Genomic DNA, 14,049 nt, shown 5'->3' with positions numbered 1-14,049 from the left:
CCTTACCATGCAGTCCCATTCCGCCGCCGCGGTCGGGTTGTTTTGAGGGGAGAGGGAGTCGCGCCGCTGCTGAGGTACAGGCGGTCGGACCAGGTCGCGAGCCACTCGGGGCGGCAGGCCACCAGCGCGCTCGCCACGGCGCACGTCCATCCCGCCTCGCCCATCGAAAGCAGCAAGGCGGCGACATATTGCAGGCCGCCGCCCTGGGCCAGCGGCCCATGGCCGAAAGCCGCCGCGAGCCCGTCGCAGAACAGCAGGGCCACGAGCGGGGCTGCGAATGCACGCCCGGCCAGGTAGCTGGCCGGGTTGGTGCCGAAAATGGCGCGGATGGCGTAGCCGAGAATGAGCATCGCGGTCGCCGGCAACACGCCGGACCAGAGCGTCATCGCCACGGCCTGCGCGAAGCTCGCGCCGGCCACCAGCATCGTGCCCAGGCCGGCCGCCACCAGGGCCAGCACCGCGAGCGGCCAGCCAAGCAGCAGCACCAGCAGCGGCGCTGCCGACCATTGCAAGGCCATCGGCATGCCGGCCAGCGCGGGCCAGGCCCACAGCCAAGGCAGCAGGGCCAGCGCGGCCAGCAAGGGCGTGGCCAGTGCGCCGCCGCGCAGCAGCCGCCACGGACGCACCGCGAGCGATGCGGCCACGGCCAGCAGCAGGATGACGACGGCAGCGGCTTGCGGCATGGGTGCCATCAGTCCTGGCTGACCTTGATCTTGCCTTCTTCGAGATAGCGCTCGTATTCGTCGCGCGTGATCGCGGCCGACACGGCGTTGCCGGCGCCTTCTTCCCAGCCCAGCGTGACGCTGTCGTCGGCGACCTCGATGGAGACCGGGCCGTCAGGAATGGGCATCATCACGCCGTCGCCGGCACGGAAGCAGACTTCTCCCCGGATGATGGCTTGCTGCGACATGGCTGTGGCTCCTGCATGGATGAGGGGTGCCCATTTCAGCAGCGGCGTGCGCAACCCGGCTGTCGGACTACGGCTCGACTGCCTGCCAGCCGTTTGCAGGGAAAATGTCACGATGATGTCTGCCGCGCGCGTGCCGCGGGCCGCCCGGCTGGTGCTGGGCTTCGCCCTGATGACGGGCGCCTTGCTGGCGTCGGTGCTGGTGTTCCAGCACAACGAAGCGGTGCGCATGGGCGAGGACCAGACCGCATCGCTGTCGCAGGTGATCGCCGAGCAGACCACGCGCACGCTGCAGTCGGTGGACGCGCGGCTGCAGCTCGCGTCCACCCGGCTCGACTTGCTGGACCAGGCCGGCACGCTCGACGCCGATTCGGCCCGTGCCATGCTGCGCGCGCAACTCCAGGACCTTCCGTACGTGCGGGCGATCTGGGTGCTGGGGCCGGGCGGCCGCGTCATGTTCGATTCGGACGAGGCCACCCTCGGCCTCGACCTCTCCGATCGCGAGTACTTCCAGGTCTACCAGCGCAGCCCCGCCACCGAGTACTTCATCGGCCCGCTGGTGCGCAGCCGCACCACCGGCTCCTGGCTCCTGAGCGCCTCGCGCCCGCTGCGCCGTGCCGACGGCAGCGTCCGCGGCGTCATCACGGCCGCCGTGGAGCCGGGCTACTTCGAGCAGCCCTGGCGCGGCATCGACCTCGGCGCCAGCGGCGCGGTGGTGCTGTACCACCGCAACGGCCAGATGATGGTGCGCAGCCCGCCGGACGAAGCCGCGATGGGCCGCAACTTCGCGCAGACGCCCTTGTTCCGGCAGTACCTGCCGGCCGCGCCGCGCGGCGTCTTCGTGCGCGCCAGCCCGGTCGATGGCGTGAAGCGCGTGGTGGCCTACCGCGTGCTGGGGCCGTATCCGCAGTTGCTGGTGGCGGTGGGTTCGGGCTACGACGAACTGCTGGCGCCGTGGCGGCGCTTCGCGCTGCTGGCCGGCATCGGCTGGGCCGCGGGGGCGCTGCTGGCGGCGACGCTCACGCGCCAGCTGCTGCGGCAGGCGCGCCGGCGCGAGCAGACCGAAAAGCGCTTTGCCGAACTCGCGCAGGCGATGCCGCAGATCGTCTTCACCGCCGCCGCGCAGGGGGGCGTCACCTTCATCAGCCGCCGCTGGCAGGAAGTGACCGGCCTGCCGCCGGAAGAAGCGATGGGCGTCCGCTGGCGCCAGGTGCTGCACCCGGACGACGCGGAGGAAGTCGTCGAACGCCTGGGCGCGGCCCTGGACATGCGCGAGCAGATGGAGCTCGAGATGCGCCTGCGCTCCCGCGACGGGGCCTGGCGCTGGCACCTGTTGCGCGCGGTGCCGGTCCCCGACAGCGACGACGACCGCCGCTATGCCTGGTACGGCACCGCGACCGACATCGACGACCTCAAGCGCGCGCAGGCCAGCATGCAGGCGCAGGCGAGCCTGCTGAAGATCGCCAGCCGGCTCGCGCGCATGGGCGGCTGGTCGGTCGAACTCGCGAGCGGCCGCGTGCGCTGGTCCGAGGAAGCGGCCGCCATCCTCGACCTGCCGGCCGATGCCGAGCCCACCATGCAGGAAGTGATCGCCATGTTCGCGCCGCGCTCGCTGGAGTCCAGCCTGCAGGCGCTGCAGGCCTGCATGGACGAAGGCAAGCCCTTCGACGTCGAAGTGGAGATGGTCACGGCCACAGGCCGCCACGTGTGGCTGCGCTCCATCGGCCAGCCGCTGCGGGGCGCAGACGGCCAGGTGGTGGCGATCCAGGGCGCGCAGCAGGACATCACCCAGCGCGTGCGCATGCTGGAGGAGATCCGCGAGCTCAATGCCGGCCTGGAAGGCAAGATCGCGCTGCGCACCGGCGAACTGGAGCGGCAGGAGGCCTTGTTCCGCACGCTGGCCGAACAGGCGCCCCTGCCGTTCTGGACGGTCGACCCCCAGGGCGGCGTCACGTTCTTCAGCCGCGCCTGGTACGAGCTGGCCGGCGGCGCCCCGCCGCAGTGGCACGGCTACGACTGGCTGCAGCTGGTGCACCCGGACGACGTGGCCGAAGTGCGCGGCAACTGGGCGCAGGCGCGCGCCACCGGCGGCGTCTATGCCGGCACCCGCAGGCTGCGCGGGCGCGACGGCGCCTGGCACACCACCAGTTACCGCGCGGTGCCGGTGCGCGACGAGCGCGGCGAGATCCTGTTCTGGGTGGGCATCGACGCCGACATCACCGAGATGACCGCCAACGCCGCGGCGCTGCGGCTGGCCAACGAGCAGCTGCAGGCCTTTGCCTATTCCGTCTCGCACGACCTGCAGTCCCCGCTGCAGCGCATCCAGTCGTTCGCCAGGCTGCTGGAGGAGGCCGTCGGTGCCGGCAACGAGCGGGGGCGCCACTACCTCGCGCGCATCCGCGCCAATGCCGACACCATGACCGACCTGATCGAGGGCCTGCTGGACCTGGCGCAGGTGTCCGAGGTCGAGATGATCCGCTCGGCCGTGAACCTGAGCGAAATGGCCACGCACATCCTGCAGCGGCTGCAGGCCGATCACCCGCAGCGGCGCGTGGCCTGGCGGGTGCAGCCGCACATGGCGGCCTCGGGCGACCTGCGCCTGCTGCGTTCGGTGCTGGAGAACCTGGTGGGCAATGCGTGGAAGTTCACGGCGGGCACGTCAGGCGCGCAGATCGAGGTCGGCGGCGTGTCGCAGCGCGGCGAGTTCTTCGTGCGCGACAACGGCGCCGGCTTCGACATGGCCTATGCCGACCGGCTGTTCGGGACCTTCCAGCGGCTGCACGACCACGACGAATTCCCCGGCAAGGGCATCGGTCTCGCGACCGTGGCGCGCGCGGTCACGCGCATGGGCGGACGGGTGTGGGCGGAGGGAGCGCCGGGCGCCGGCGCGACTTTCTGGTTTACCTTGCCGCCCGCGTGAGGGCCTCAGCGGCCCATCGCCACCTTGGTGATGCGGCCGGCGCGGGCGCGGATGAAGCGCAGCATCGAGCGGATCAGGATCGGGCCGGTCACCGGGATCAGCGTCACGAGGCCGGTGCCTTGCGGATAGCCCGGGTTGTTGGCGATGTAGAAGCGGGTGTCCTCGCGGGCGCTGGTCTGCCAGCGCTGGCGGTCGCTTTCGGTTTCCAGCGTCACCCAGTCCACGCGGCGCAGCAGGGGATTCGCGTCGTCGACCTTCTCCAGGCCGAAGCCCTCGGCCAGTTCCTCCATGGCGCCCATCACCGACGGCGGCACTTCTTCCACGCTGGTGTGCGGGAAGATCACCGGCGCGTAGCGGGCCAGGAAGGTGTAGCTGCTCGGATGCGTGAGCGCCGCGAAGATGCACAGGCGCTGCAAGGGGTGCGCCATCCAGATGCGCAGCAGGCGGAAAAGGCCGTAGACCATGGTCAGGTCGCGGCCGCGGGCGCTGGGCAGGGTGCCGGCTTCGAGGCGGATCACCGTGGCCGGCTTGCCCTTCATCTTCAGGCGGAACTCGTGCAGCGCCGTGTAGCCCACCAGCTGGTTCTGCTGGTTGTGGCGGATGTAGATCCAGGTATGCCAGCTGGGCCGCTCCACCACGTATTTCCGGAAGCCCTCGAAATCGAGTCCCGAAAAGATCTGGGCATGCACGCCATAGAGCTGGCGCGCGAGCGCCTCCCGCTCATCGGGGAGCATGGTGTGGAGGTCGATGCAGGTAACGCGGGACAGGGACATAGGGATTTGTTCCCAATGTGTATCAATCCGTTGCAAACCGCAAGGGCTCCTCTTGCGGTTTCCCGCCAATTTGTTCTCAAAACGACACCCTATTCGCCGGCCTTGCCTCGGCAGTACGGCGAGAAGAAGCCTCGAGGCGAACGATAGTTCTCCGCAGGCAAGTTGTAACGGTCCGGCATGTGACTCGAGGCGCGCGTGGGGAGGCAGGCCGCTTGCCGCCACGGCCGCGCCTTCTTGACAGCGCATGGGGCTGCGGGCACCGTGGCCGGACGTGTCCGTCCGGGAGTCCGCCATGCCTGCCTCGTCACGCCTTCGCCTGCTGCTGGTGGCTGCAACGCTTGCCTGCGCCGGGCCGGCGCTGGCCGAACGCAACGTCTACACCGCCGCCGGCGAGGTGCGCACCAGCGCGCCGGTGCAAGGCGACTACACGGCGGCGGGCGGCGACGTCTTCATCACCCATCCGATTTCCGGCGACGCCAACCTGGCCGGCGGCGCGGTGGAGGTGCGCGCACCCATCGGCGACGACCTGCGCATCGCGGGCGGCAAGGTCCGCATCGATGCGACGGTCGGCGGCGAGCTGCTGGTGATGGGCGGCAACATCAGCCTGGAGCCGGGCACGGTGGTCGGCCGTGGGGCCCGGCTGTTCGGCAGCAAGGTGACGATTGCCGGGCGCATCGAGGACGAACTCGACGTGAAGGCCGAGCGGATCGTGATCAACGGCGAGGTCAAGGGCGATGCAGTCCTGACGGCGGACACCATCGAGCTCGGACCGCAGGCGCGCATCGACGGCAACCTGCGCTACGTGTCCGGCCACGAGCCGGTGCGGGCCGACGGGGCGCAGGTGAACGGCAACGTGACGCGCGACGAGCGCGCCGCGCCGCCCGCGCGGGAGCGCCACACGGTGCGCATCAGCCATCGCAGCGGCAGCGGTGGCTGGGTCGGCGGCATCCTTGCTTTCCTCGGCGTGCTGGCGGTCGCCGCGCTGTTCCTGCTGGCCGCGCCCGCATTCGGCGCAGCCGCGGCCCAGCGCGTGCGCTCCACGCCGTGGACGGCGTTCGGCCTGGGCCTGGCCACGCTGCTGGCGCTGCCGATGCTGGCGGTGCTGCTGTTCGTCACCGTGCTGGGCATCCCGGTCGCCTTCGCGATCCTGGCGCTGTATCCGGTGGCGCTGCTCCTGGGCTTCGTGGTGAGCGTGCTCTTCGTCGCGCGCATGCTGCCGCCGGCCTTCCGCCTGCCGGCGCCGCAAGCTTTCGGGCCCACCCTGGGGTGGTTCACCGCGGCGCTGCTGCTCTTGATGGTGGTGGCCCGCATTCCTTTCGCGGGGCCGGTGCTGATGGTCCTGGTGGCGCTGGCCGGCCTGGGCGCGGGCGTGCTGGAGCTGTACGCGCGGCGCAAGCGGCCGTCCGCGCCGAGCGGGGGCCTGCCCGCCGAAGCGCGTCCGCCGGCGCCGGTGTCGCCCGCCGACGACGTCGCGGGCGTCCAGGCGTAACCGCAGGCAACGGCGCGGCCCGGTTGTCCGCCGGCGGGCGCCATGCATCGCCTGTGCCGGGGAAGGCAAGGCGGCGGCCGGTACGATGCCTCCAATGTTGGGAGCAGTCGTCATGAACCAGGGACTTTGGGGCGTCGCCGCCGCCTGCGTGCTCGCGCTGGGCGCGAGCCAGGCCGGTGCCCAGACCGCCTACAAGTGCACCACGCGCAACGGCGTCACCTACAGCCAGGTGCCTTGCCCGGGCGCGCGCGAAGTGGGCGCCCCGCACGCGAAGACCAGCGACCGCAACGCCGTGCCCTCGCAGGACCGGGCGCGGCGCGTGCAGCGCCAGTCGCTGCCGCCGGAGAAGCGCGAGGAGTGCAATGCGCTGGACCAGACCCTGGCGGACGAGAAGGCCGCGCTGGACAAGCTGCCGCAGCCGCCGACCGCGGCCCAGGAAAAGAACTTCCTGAACGCCAAGATCCGCTACGGCAAGCTGCATTGCTGACGATGCGGTATCGTCGCGCCCCATGCGCGACGCGATCCTTTCCATCTCGGGGCTGTCCAAGCGGTACGCCTCCGGCTTCAGTGCGCTGAAGAACGTCGACCTGGAGATCCGCCGCGGCGAGATCTTCGCCCTGCTGGGCCCCAACGGGGCCGGCAAGACCACCCTGATCAGCATCATCTGCGGCATCGTCAATGCCAGCAGCGGCAAGGTCACCGTGGACGGCCACGACATCGTGGCCGACTACCGCGCCGCCCGCTCGCTCATCGGGCTGGTGCCGCAGGAGCTGACCACCGACGCGTTCGAGACGGTGTGGAACGCCACCTCGTTCAGCCGCGGCCTGTTCGGGCGCAAGGCCGACCCGGCGCACATCGAGAAGGTCCTGAAGTCGCTCTCGCTCTGGGACAAGAAGGACAACATGATCCGCACGCTGTCGGGCGGCATGAAGCGGCGCCTGCTGATCGCCAAGGCGCTGTCGCACGAGCCGCAGCTGCTGTTCCTGGACGAGCCCACCGCGGGCGTCGACGTGGAACTGCGGCGCGAGATGTGGAAGCTGGTGCGCCAGCTGCGCGACCTGGGCGTGACCATCGTGCTCACCACGCACTACATCGACGAGGCCGAGGAGATGGCCGACCGCATCGGCGTGATCCGCCAGGGCGAGATCATCCTGGTGGAGGACAAGGCCGAACTGATGCGCAAGCTGGGCAAGAAACAGCTCACGCTGCAACTCGCGCAGCCGCTGGCGGCGATTCCGTCTGCGCTGGCCACCGAAGGGCTGGAGCTCGCCCAGGGCGGCAACGCGCTCACCTACACCTACGACGCCAAGAGCGAACACTCCGGCATCTCCGAGCTGATGCAGGCGCTGGAAGCGCAGGGCATCGCCTTCAAGGACCTGCAGACGGCGCAGAGCTCGCTGGAGGACATCTTCATCAGCCTGGTCCACCGGGAGCCCGCCGCATGAACCTGCAAGCGATCCGCGCCATCTACCGCTTCGAGATGGCGCGCACCTTCCGCACGCTGCTGCAAAGCATCGTCTCGCCGGTGGTGTCCACCGCGCTGTACTTCATCGTGTTCGGCTCGGCGATCGGCTCGCGCATTCCCGAAGTGGGCGGGGTGAGCTACGGCGCCTTCATCGTGCCGGGGCTGGTGATGCTGTCGCTGCTGACGCAGAGCATCTCCAACGCGTCCTTCGGCATCTACTTCCCGAAGTTCACCGGCACCATCTACGAGCTGCTGTCGGCGCCGGTGTCGCCGCTGGAGGCCGTCATCAGCTACGTCGGCGCGGCCGCGACCAAGTCGATCCTGCTGGGCGCGATCATCATGGGCACCGCGGCGCTGTTCGTGCCGATGCGCATCGAGCATCCGGCCTTCATGCTGCTGTTCCTCGTGCTCACCGCGGTGACCTTCAGCCTGCTCGGGTTCATCATCGGCATCTGGGCCGACGGGTTCGAGAAGCTGCAGTTCATCCCGACGCTGATCATCACGCCGCTCACCTTCCTGGGCGGCAGCTTCTATTCGATCGACATGCTGCCGCCGTTCTGGCAGAAGGTGACCTTGTTCAACCCGGTGGTGTACCTGGTGAGCGGGTTCCGCTGGAGCTTCTACGGCCTGTCGGATGTCGGCGTGGGCGTGAGCCTGGCAATGACGCTGCTCTTCATGGCGGCCTGCCTGGCGGGCGTGACCTGGATCTTCAAGACGGGGTACCGGCTGAAGACCTGAGGCGGCAGCTCACACGCGCTGCCAGCTGTGCCACAGCGCCCATGCCGCGGTGGCCACCAGCAGCAACGCCACTCCACGGCCCATCGCCAGCTGCCCACTGGCGGAGTGCACGAGCCGCTGCCGCAATCCCGCCGCGCCGAGCGCCACCCCGCCGTAGACCGTGACTTGCGCAAAGGCGCAGATCGCGCTCATGGCGATCGCCTGCGCGAGCAGCGGACCGTTTTCCGGCCGCATGAACTGCGGGAACACCGCCACCGTGAACACGTAGGCCTTGGGATTGAGCAGGCAGGTCGCCAGCGCGCGCAGGAAGGTCCGGCTCGCCGGGCGCGACGCGCCCGCATCGACCTCGCCCAGCGCCCCGGGCTGCCGCCACAGGTTCCAGCCGATCCACCCTACGTACAGGGCACCCGTGACCAGCAGCGCGTTGAAAGCCGCCGGCCACGCCTGCAGCAGCAGGCCGATGCCGAGCGTTCCCATGGCGACGTGGACGATGCCGCCCGCGACGATGCCTGCCAGCGCCGCGAAGCCGCCTCGGCGGCCGTCGGCCAGCGTGCTCGAAAGCACGAATGCCATGTCCATGCCGGGCAGGGCGACGATTCCGAAAACGAGGAGGGCGAAGAGCCAGAGTGCATCCATGGCGGCAGTGTGCGGCGGAATACCTGACAAGGCGCGGCAGGATTTGGCCGTAGACTGCCGGCCATGCGTGCCAGCCGACTCCTGACCATCCAGATGCTGCTGGAGACGCGCGGCCGCATGGCGGCGCCGCAGCTGGCCGCCGCGCTGGAGGTCTCGGTGCGCACGCTGTACCGCGACATCGACGAACTTACCGCCGCCGGCGTGCCGGTCTACGCCGAGCGCGGACGCGCCGGCGGCTTCCAGCTGCTGCCGGGATGGAAGACGACGCTCACCGGCTTCACGCCGGCCGAAGCCGAGGCGGTGTTCCTCTCGGGGCTGCCGGGGCCCGCGGCCGACCTGGGGCTCGGCGCGCAGGTGCAAAGCGCGCAGCTGAAGCTGCAGGCCGCCTTGCCGGCCGCGATGCGCGGCGCCGCGGGGCGCGTGAGCACGCGCCTGCACCTCGACCCCATCGAGTGGTACCGCGAGCCCGACACGACGGCGCACCTGGCCACGGTCGCCGCCGCCGTCTGGGACGAGCGGCAGCTGGAGATCGCCTACGAGAGCTGGACCCGCGCTGCGAAGCAGGTGGTGCATCCGCTCGGGCTGGTGCTGAAGGCCGGCGCCTGGTACCTGGTGGCGGCACGCGAGCAGAAGCTGCGCACCTTCCGCGTCTCCAACATCGGCGCGGCGCGCGTGCTGGAAGGCCGTTGCGTCCGGCCCCGCGGCTTCGACCTGGCCAGGTACTGGGCGGAGTCGGTCCAGCGCTTCGAGCGGGAGCTGTACGCGGGCGAAGCCGAGGTGGCGGCCAGCGCGCGCGGCCTGGCCGACCTGCGTCGCGTCGGAGCTGCGGTGGCGCGCGCGCTGCGCGACGTGGCCGCGCCGGCCGAAGGCGACCGGGTCCGCGTGAACATCCCGATCGAATCCGAGGCCCAGGCCGCCGGAATGCTGCTTCGCCTGGCGCCCGAGGTGGAAGTGCTGAGACCCGCGGCCTTGCGCCGCGCCGTGACGGCGCGCATCGCCACCGTGGCGGCGAGCTACGGCTTGCGGCTCAAGTCCTGAGTTTGCGGCCCACGTGGCCTTCGACGGCGTCGATCTTGCTGCGCAGGCGCGAGTCGCTGCCTTCGCGGTAGTCCAGCTTCAGGTTCATCGAGATGCGCGGGCAGTCGGCCTGCAACGCGCGGAAGCAGTCCGTGACCACGCCCATCACCTGTTCCCAGTCACCTTCGAGGATGGTCCCCATGGGCGTGAGCTGGTAGGGCACGCCGCTGCGGTCGATCAGGTCGATGATGCGGGCCACGTGCCGGCTCATGCTCTCGCCGTGGCCGACCGGGGACATCGCGAATTCGAGCAGCACCATGGAAACCTCCTCGTTTCCGGAATGCTACTGCGGCAGCGGCACGACGCCAGGCCCTTCGCAGTCCGCGCGTGACGCCGGCGCCACGCTGGTCACGCAAGCCAGCTTGAACAGCGGCCGGCCGGAGGTGCGGCGCACGTCCAGCAGCACGAAGAGGGGACGCGTACCGGCCAGCGAGAACACGTACCAGTCGTTCTGCCGGTCCACCGAGGTCACGTCGATCGGCCGCCCCGCAAGCACGCGCAGCTGGGGCAGCTGCATGACGTAGTCCAGCGCCAGTTCGCCTTCGTTCGGCGCGACGCGCACCGCGTTCTGCACCGACCACGCGAAATAGAGGAACGGCAGGAAGGGCAGCACCGCCAGCCAGCGCGGGCGGCGCCGCGCCAGCCAGCCGGCCAGCACGCCCAGGGCGATGGCGCCGATCACGTAGGGCAGGGCGAAGGCCAGCGCGAAGCCGATCGCCAGCGCGGCGTTCGTCGAGGCCACGTAGGCCGCCCCGGTGCCCGCCAGCAGCAGCGCCAGGAAGGCAAGCAGGCCTTTGGCGCGACCGAAGTACCAGGCCGCACCGGCGGCCAGGGCCAGCGGCAGCAGCAGCAAGGGGATGTTCATGGGGGAGGAAATGTACCGGGTGGAGGGGCTTTGGGGCCGGTGTTAAGCTGGCCCCACTTCCCCAAGCTGACATCCCAGGAGACACCGTGCCCGGACTGCTGCCCAACGTCGACCCCGAAGGCCTGCTCGAATTCTCCGTGGTCTACACGGACCGCGCGCTCAACCACATGTCGCGCAGCTTCCAGGGCGTGATGAAGGACATCTCCGCGATCCTGAAGGAGGTGTACGGCGCGCACTCGGTGGCGCTCGTTCCCGGCAGCGGCACCTTCGGCATGGAGTCGGTGGCACGCCAGTTCGCGAGCGGCCGCGACGTGCTGGTGCTGCGCAACGGCTGGTTCAGCTACCGCTGGACCCAGATCTTCGAGATGGGGAACATCCCCGCCAGGTCCACGGTGCTGAAGGCGCGCAAGACCACCACCGGCGCGACCGCGCCCTGGATCCCGGCGCCGCTGCCCGAAGTGACGAAGGCCATCCGCGAGAACAAGCCTGCCGCGGTGTTCGCGCCGCACGTGGAAACCGCCAGCGGCATGATCCTGCCGGACGACTACCTGAAGGCCGTGGCCGACGCCGTGCATGCCGAAGGCGGCCTGTTCGTGCTGGATTGCATCGCCTCCGGCGCGATGTGGGTCGACATGAAGGCCACCGGCGTCGACGTGCTGATCTCCGCGCCGCAGAAGGGCTGGAGCAGCTCGCCCTGCTGCGCGATGGTGATGCTGTCCGAGCGCGCCCGCAAGGCCATCGACGGCACCACCAGTTCCAGCTTCGCGATGGACCTGAAGAAGTGGCTGCAGATCATGGAAGCCTACGAAGGCGGCGCCCACATGTACCACGCCACCATGCCCACCGACGCGCTCACGCGCCTGCGCGACACCATGAAGGAAACGCGGGCCTACGGCTTCGCCAAGGTGAAGGCGGAGCAGGAGGAGCTGGGACGCAAGGTGCGCGCGCTGTTCGAGGGCCGCGGCCTCGCCAGCGTGGCGGCCGAGGGCTTCAAGGCGCCGGGCGTCGTGGTGAGCTACACCAGCGACCCGGACATCCAGTCGGGCAAGAAATTCCTGGCCGAGGGCCTGCAGACGGCGGCCGGCGTGCCGCTGCAATGCGACGAGGGCAGCGACTTCAAGACCTTCCGCGTCGGCCTGTTCGGCCTGGAGAAGTGGCACCACGTCGACCGCACCGTGGGCCAGCTGGCGGCGGCGCTGGACCGGGTGGGCGTCACCGCGCCCCAGCCCCAGCCCGCCTGACCCCGTAGGCCGGGGTGGCAACCCCGGCTTGCTCGTTACCCGAGCTTCTTCATCTTGCCCTTGGGCATGACGGTCGTGACCGGCGGCATCGGCCGGTCGGATGTGCCGCTGCCTTCCTTGGGCAGCGAAGTGTCCTTCTTGGGCTTCTTCGCCAACTTGTTGCTTTTCTGTTCGCCTTTGGGCATGGTGCGCTCCTTCCGTTGTTGGACGGAAATGTAGCAAAGCGCGCGCCCGGCACCCAGGGGACGCTGTCGTGAATTGGCGACGCGCCTCCCGAACCCTTTGCACGGGCGGGTGGGGACCCTCCAAGCGGCCGGTGGACTTGCCATCTTCCCGCCTCGACAATCTCCTGAGAGATTGTTCCCAGGGGTGCTCGATGTTCCAGGGGTCGCCATGACGGCGCGCAGCCTCGCCTTGCCGGCAGCGCAGCCGGCCTCGGCGCCACGCGAGCGCACCTACCTGAGCGTGCGCGTGCGGCTTGCGTTCGGCGCGCTGCTGCTGCTGCAGGCGGCCGCCACCTGGCTCGCCGCGAGCCGCATCGCCGGCGTGGCCGGTACGGTGGCCATCGCATTGGGACTCGCCAGCCTGGTGCTCACCGCGGCCACGGAAGTCTGGTTGATCCGCCGGCTGGTGAAACCGCTGGGCCCCGCAACGGGCGCGGCGATGCGCCTGAGCGCCGGCGACCTGGGTTCGGCCATCGACGCGGAGGGCAGCGGCGAACTGCGCAAGCTGATGCTGGCGCTGCAACTGGTGCGCGAACGCCTCGCCGCCGTGGTCGGTGATGTGCGCACTGGCACCGCCAACGTGGCGCTGAACGCCGCCCAGATCAGCCGCGAGAACGATGCCCTGTCCGTGCGCACCGACACCCAGGCCGATTCGCTGCAGGAGACCGCCTCCTCCATGGAGCAGCTGACCGCGGCGGTGCGCCATACCGCCGGCACCGCGCAGCGGGCGCGCATCCTCGTCCAGTCCGCCAGCGACCGCGCGCAGCAGGGCGGCGAAGTGATGCGGCAGGTGGTGGAGACCATGGACTCCATCCGGGCCAGCTCGCAGGACATCCGCGAGATCATCGGCGTGATCGACGGCATTGCCTTCCAGACCAACATCCTGGCGCTCAACGCGGCGGTCGAAGCGGCACGCGCGGGCGAACAGGGCCGTGGCTTCGCGGTGGTGGCGGCGGAAGTGCGCTCGCTGGCGCAGCGCAGCGCGGGCGCGGCGCGGGACGTCAAGGAACTGATCAGCGCCTCCGTGCAGGAGGTCGACACGGGCGGAACGCGCGTGGACGAGGCCGGACGCGCCATGGCGGAGATCGTCGCCGCCGTGAAGGAGGTCGCGGAGCTGATCGCGCAGATCGACACCGCCAGCCGCGAGCAGAGCAGCGGCCTGGAGACGATCAACGCCGCGGTCAACCGCATCGACACCACCACGCAGGACAACGCCGGCTTGGTGAAAGGCGCGGCCCGCACGGCAGCGGCGCTGCAGGAACGCGCGGCCTCGCTGATGAACGCCGTGGCCGGCTTCCAGCTGGGAAGCGACGAACACGGCAGCAAGGAGGAAGCGGTGGCCCTGGTGCACGATGCCTGCCAGTTCCTGCGCAGCCACGGCCTGCAGGCGCTGAACGCGGACGTCAACAAGCTCGAACAGGGCCGCTTCATCCACCGCGACCTCTACCTGCTGGTGCTGGGCGTGCACGACGCGGTGTTCACCGGCCACGGCAACAACCCCGGCCGGCTGGGCAAGGGACCGGACGTGCGCGACGTCGACGGCAAGGCGTTCCCGGTCGAGATGGCCAGGGTGGCCCGCGACCGTGGCGAGGGCTGGGTCGACTACAAGTGGGAACATCCGGTGAGCAAGCAGGTGTTCCTGAAGACGGCCTACGTGCGGCGCGAAGGCGACGTGGTCATCGGCTGCGCGGCGTACAAGGCCTGAATCGCGGCC

General features: G+C 70.1%; 15 protein-coding genes. 8 read left to right on the top strand and 7 right to left on the bottom strand.

The window, feature by feature from the left end; all coding sequences use genetic code 11:
- Positions 1–2 precede the first annotated feature (2 nt).
- Together LZ009_RS14915 and LZ009_RS14910 are read right to left on the bottom strand one after the other, a co-directional pair.
- Positions 3–683, bottom strand: coding sequence for a hypothetical protein (locus tag LZ009_RS14915; protein WP_275698739.1), 681 nt, complete (start codon positions 681–683; stop codon positions 3–5).
- Positions 684–691: 8 nt separating this feature from the next.
- Positions 692–910, bottom strand: coding sequence for a hypothetical protein (locus LZ009_RS14910; protein WP_275698738.1), 219 nt, complete (start codon positions 908–910; stop codon positions 692–694).
- Between the two features lie 112 nt (positions 911–1,022).
- Here LZ009_RS14910 and LZ009_RS14905 point away from each other — a divergent pair, with 112 nt between their 5' ends.
- Positions 1,023–3,827, top strand: coding sequence for a PAS domain-containing protein (locus tag LZ009_RS14905; protein WP_275698737.1), 2,805 nt, complete (start codon positions 1,023–1,025; stop codon positions 3,825–3,827).
- A 5-nt stretch (positions 3,828–3,832) separates the two neighbouring features.
- Here the strand turns inward: LZ009_RS14905 and LZ009_RS14900 are convergent, their stop codons facing one another.
- Positions 3,833–4,600 carry a hypothetical protein gene (locus tag LZ009_RS14900; protein WP_275698736.1) on the bottom strand — a complete coding sequence of 256 codons (768 nt, stop codon included), beginning with the start codon at positions 4,598–4,600 and terminating at the stop codon, positions 3,833–3,835.
- Between the two features lie 292 nt (positions 4,601–4,892).
- On the opposite strand from LZ009_RS14900, the gene LZ009_RS14895 reads away from it, so the two are divergent.
- From LZ009_RS14895 to LZ009_RS14880, 4 genes are all read left to right on the top strand, one after another.
- Complete coding sequence (locus tag LZ009_RS14895; RefSeq protein ID WP_275698735.1) at positions 4,893–6,089, top strand: bactofilin family protein; 1,197 nt, start codon at positions 4,893–4,895, stop codon at positions 6,087–6,089.
- A gap of 112 nt (positions 6,090–6,201) precedes the next feature.
- Complete coding sequence (locus tag LZ009_RS14890; protein ID WP_275698734.1) at positions 6,202–6,576, top strand: DUF4124 domain-containing protein; 375 nt, start codon at positions 6,202–6,204, stop codon at positions 6,574–6,576.
- A gap of 22 nt (positions 6,577–6,598) precedes the next feature.
- The gene (locus tag LZ009_RS14885) at positions 6,599–7,534 is read left to right on the top strand and encodes an ABC transporter ATP-binding protein (RefSeq protein ID WP_275698733.1); all 936 of its coding nucleotides are present in this window, start codon (positions 6,599–6,601) and stop codon (positions 7,532–7,534) included.
- On the top strand, positions 7,531–8,292 hold the full coding sequence (locus LZ009_RS14880) for an ABC transporter permease (protein ID WP_275698732.1): 762 nt from the start codon (positions 7,531–7,533) through the stop codon (positions 8,290–8,292). Before LZ009_RS14885 ends, LZ009_RS14880 begins: the two co-directional genes overlap by 4 nt.
- A gap of 9 nt (positions 8,293–8,301) precedes the next feature.
- Here LZ009_RS14880 and LZ009_RS14875 read toward each other — a convergent pair whose 3' ends face one another.
- On the bottom strand, positions 8,302–8,928 hold the full coding sequence (locus LZ009_RS14875; protein ID WP_275698731.1) for a LysE family translocator: 627 nt from the start codon (positions 8,926–8,928) through the stop codon (positions 8,302–8,304).
- A 63-nt stretch (positions 8,929–8,991) separates the two neighbouring features.
- Between LZ009_RS14875 and LZ009_RS14870 the strand changes: the two genes are divergently transcribed.
- On the top strand, positions 8,992–9,966 hold the full coding sequence (locus LZ009_RS14870) for a helix-turn-helix transcriptional regulator (RefSeq protein ID WP_275698730.1): 975 nt from the start codon (positions 8,992–8,994) through the stop codon (positions 9,964–9,966).
- Here the strand turns inward: LZ009_RS14870 and LZ009_RS14865 are convergent.
- Positions 9,956–10,264, bottom strand: coding sequence for an MTH1187 family thiamine-binding protein (locus LZ009_RS14865; RefSeq protein WP_275698729.1), 309 nt, complete (start codon positions 10,262–10,264; stop codon positions 9,956–9,958). The two genes, LZ009_RS14870 and LZ009_RS14865, sit on opposite strands and share 11 nt — an antisense overlap.
- A gap of 24 nt (positions 10,265–10,288) precedes the next feature.
- Complete coding sequence (locus LZ009_RS14860; protein WP_275698728.1) at positions 10,289–10,870, bottom strand: hypothetical protein; 582 nt, start codon at positions 10,868–10,870, stop codon at positions 10,289–10,291.
- Positions 10,871–10,956: 86 nt separating this feature from the next.
- Here LZ009_RS14860 and LZ009_RS14855 point away from each other — a divergent pair, with 86 nt between their 5' ends.
- Positions 10,957–12,111: an aminotransferase class V-fold PLP-dependent enzyme gene (locus LZ009_RS14855; RefSeq protein WP_275698727.1), complete on the top strand. Its 1,155-nt coding sequence runs from the start codon at positions 10,957–10,959 to the stop codon at positions 12,109–12,111.
- A gap of 35 nt (positions 12,112–12,146) precedes the next feature.
- Here the strand turns inward: LZ009_RS14855 and LZ009_RS14850 are convergent, their stop codons facing one another.
- On the bottom strand, positions 12,147–12,296 hold the full coding sequence (locus LZ009_RS14850; protein ID WP_275698726.1) for a hypothetical protein: 150 nt from the start codon (positions 12,294–12,296) through the stop codon (positions 12,147–12,149).
- Positions 12,297–12,504: 208 nt separating this feature from the next.
- Here LZ009_RS14850 and LZ009_RS14845 point away from each other — a divergent pair, with 208 nt between their 5' ends.
- Positions 12,505–14,040 (top strand): methyl-accepting chemotaxis protein, encoded by a 1,536-nt coding sequence (locus tag LZ009_RS14845; protein ID WP_275698725.1) that lies wholly within the window; start codon positions 12,505–12,507, stop codon positions 14,038–14,040.
- Positions 14,041–14,049 lie beyond the last annotated feature (9 nt).

It is taken from the genome of Ramlibacter paludis (genome assembly GCF_022012305.1).
Taxonomy (GTDB): domain Bacteria; phylum Pseudomonadota; class Gammaproteobacteria; order Burkholderiales; family Burkholderiaceae_C; genus Ramlibacter; species Ramlibacter paludis.
The sequence above is the reverse complement of the archived record's forward strand: the minus strand, read 5'-3'. Positions and strand labels throughout refer to the sequence as shown.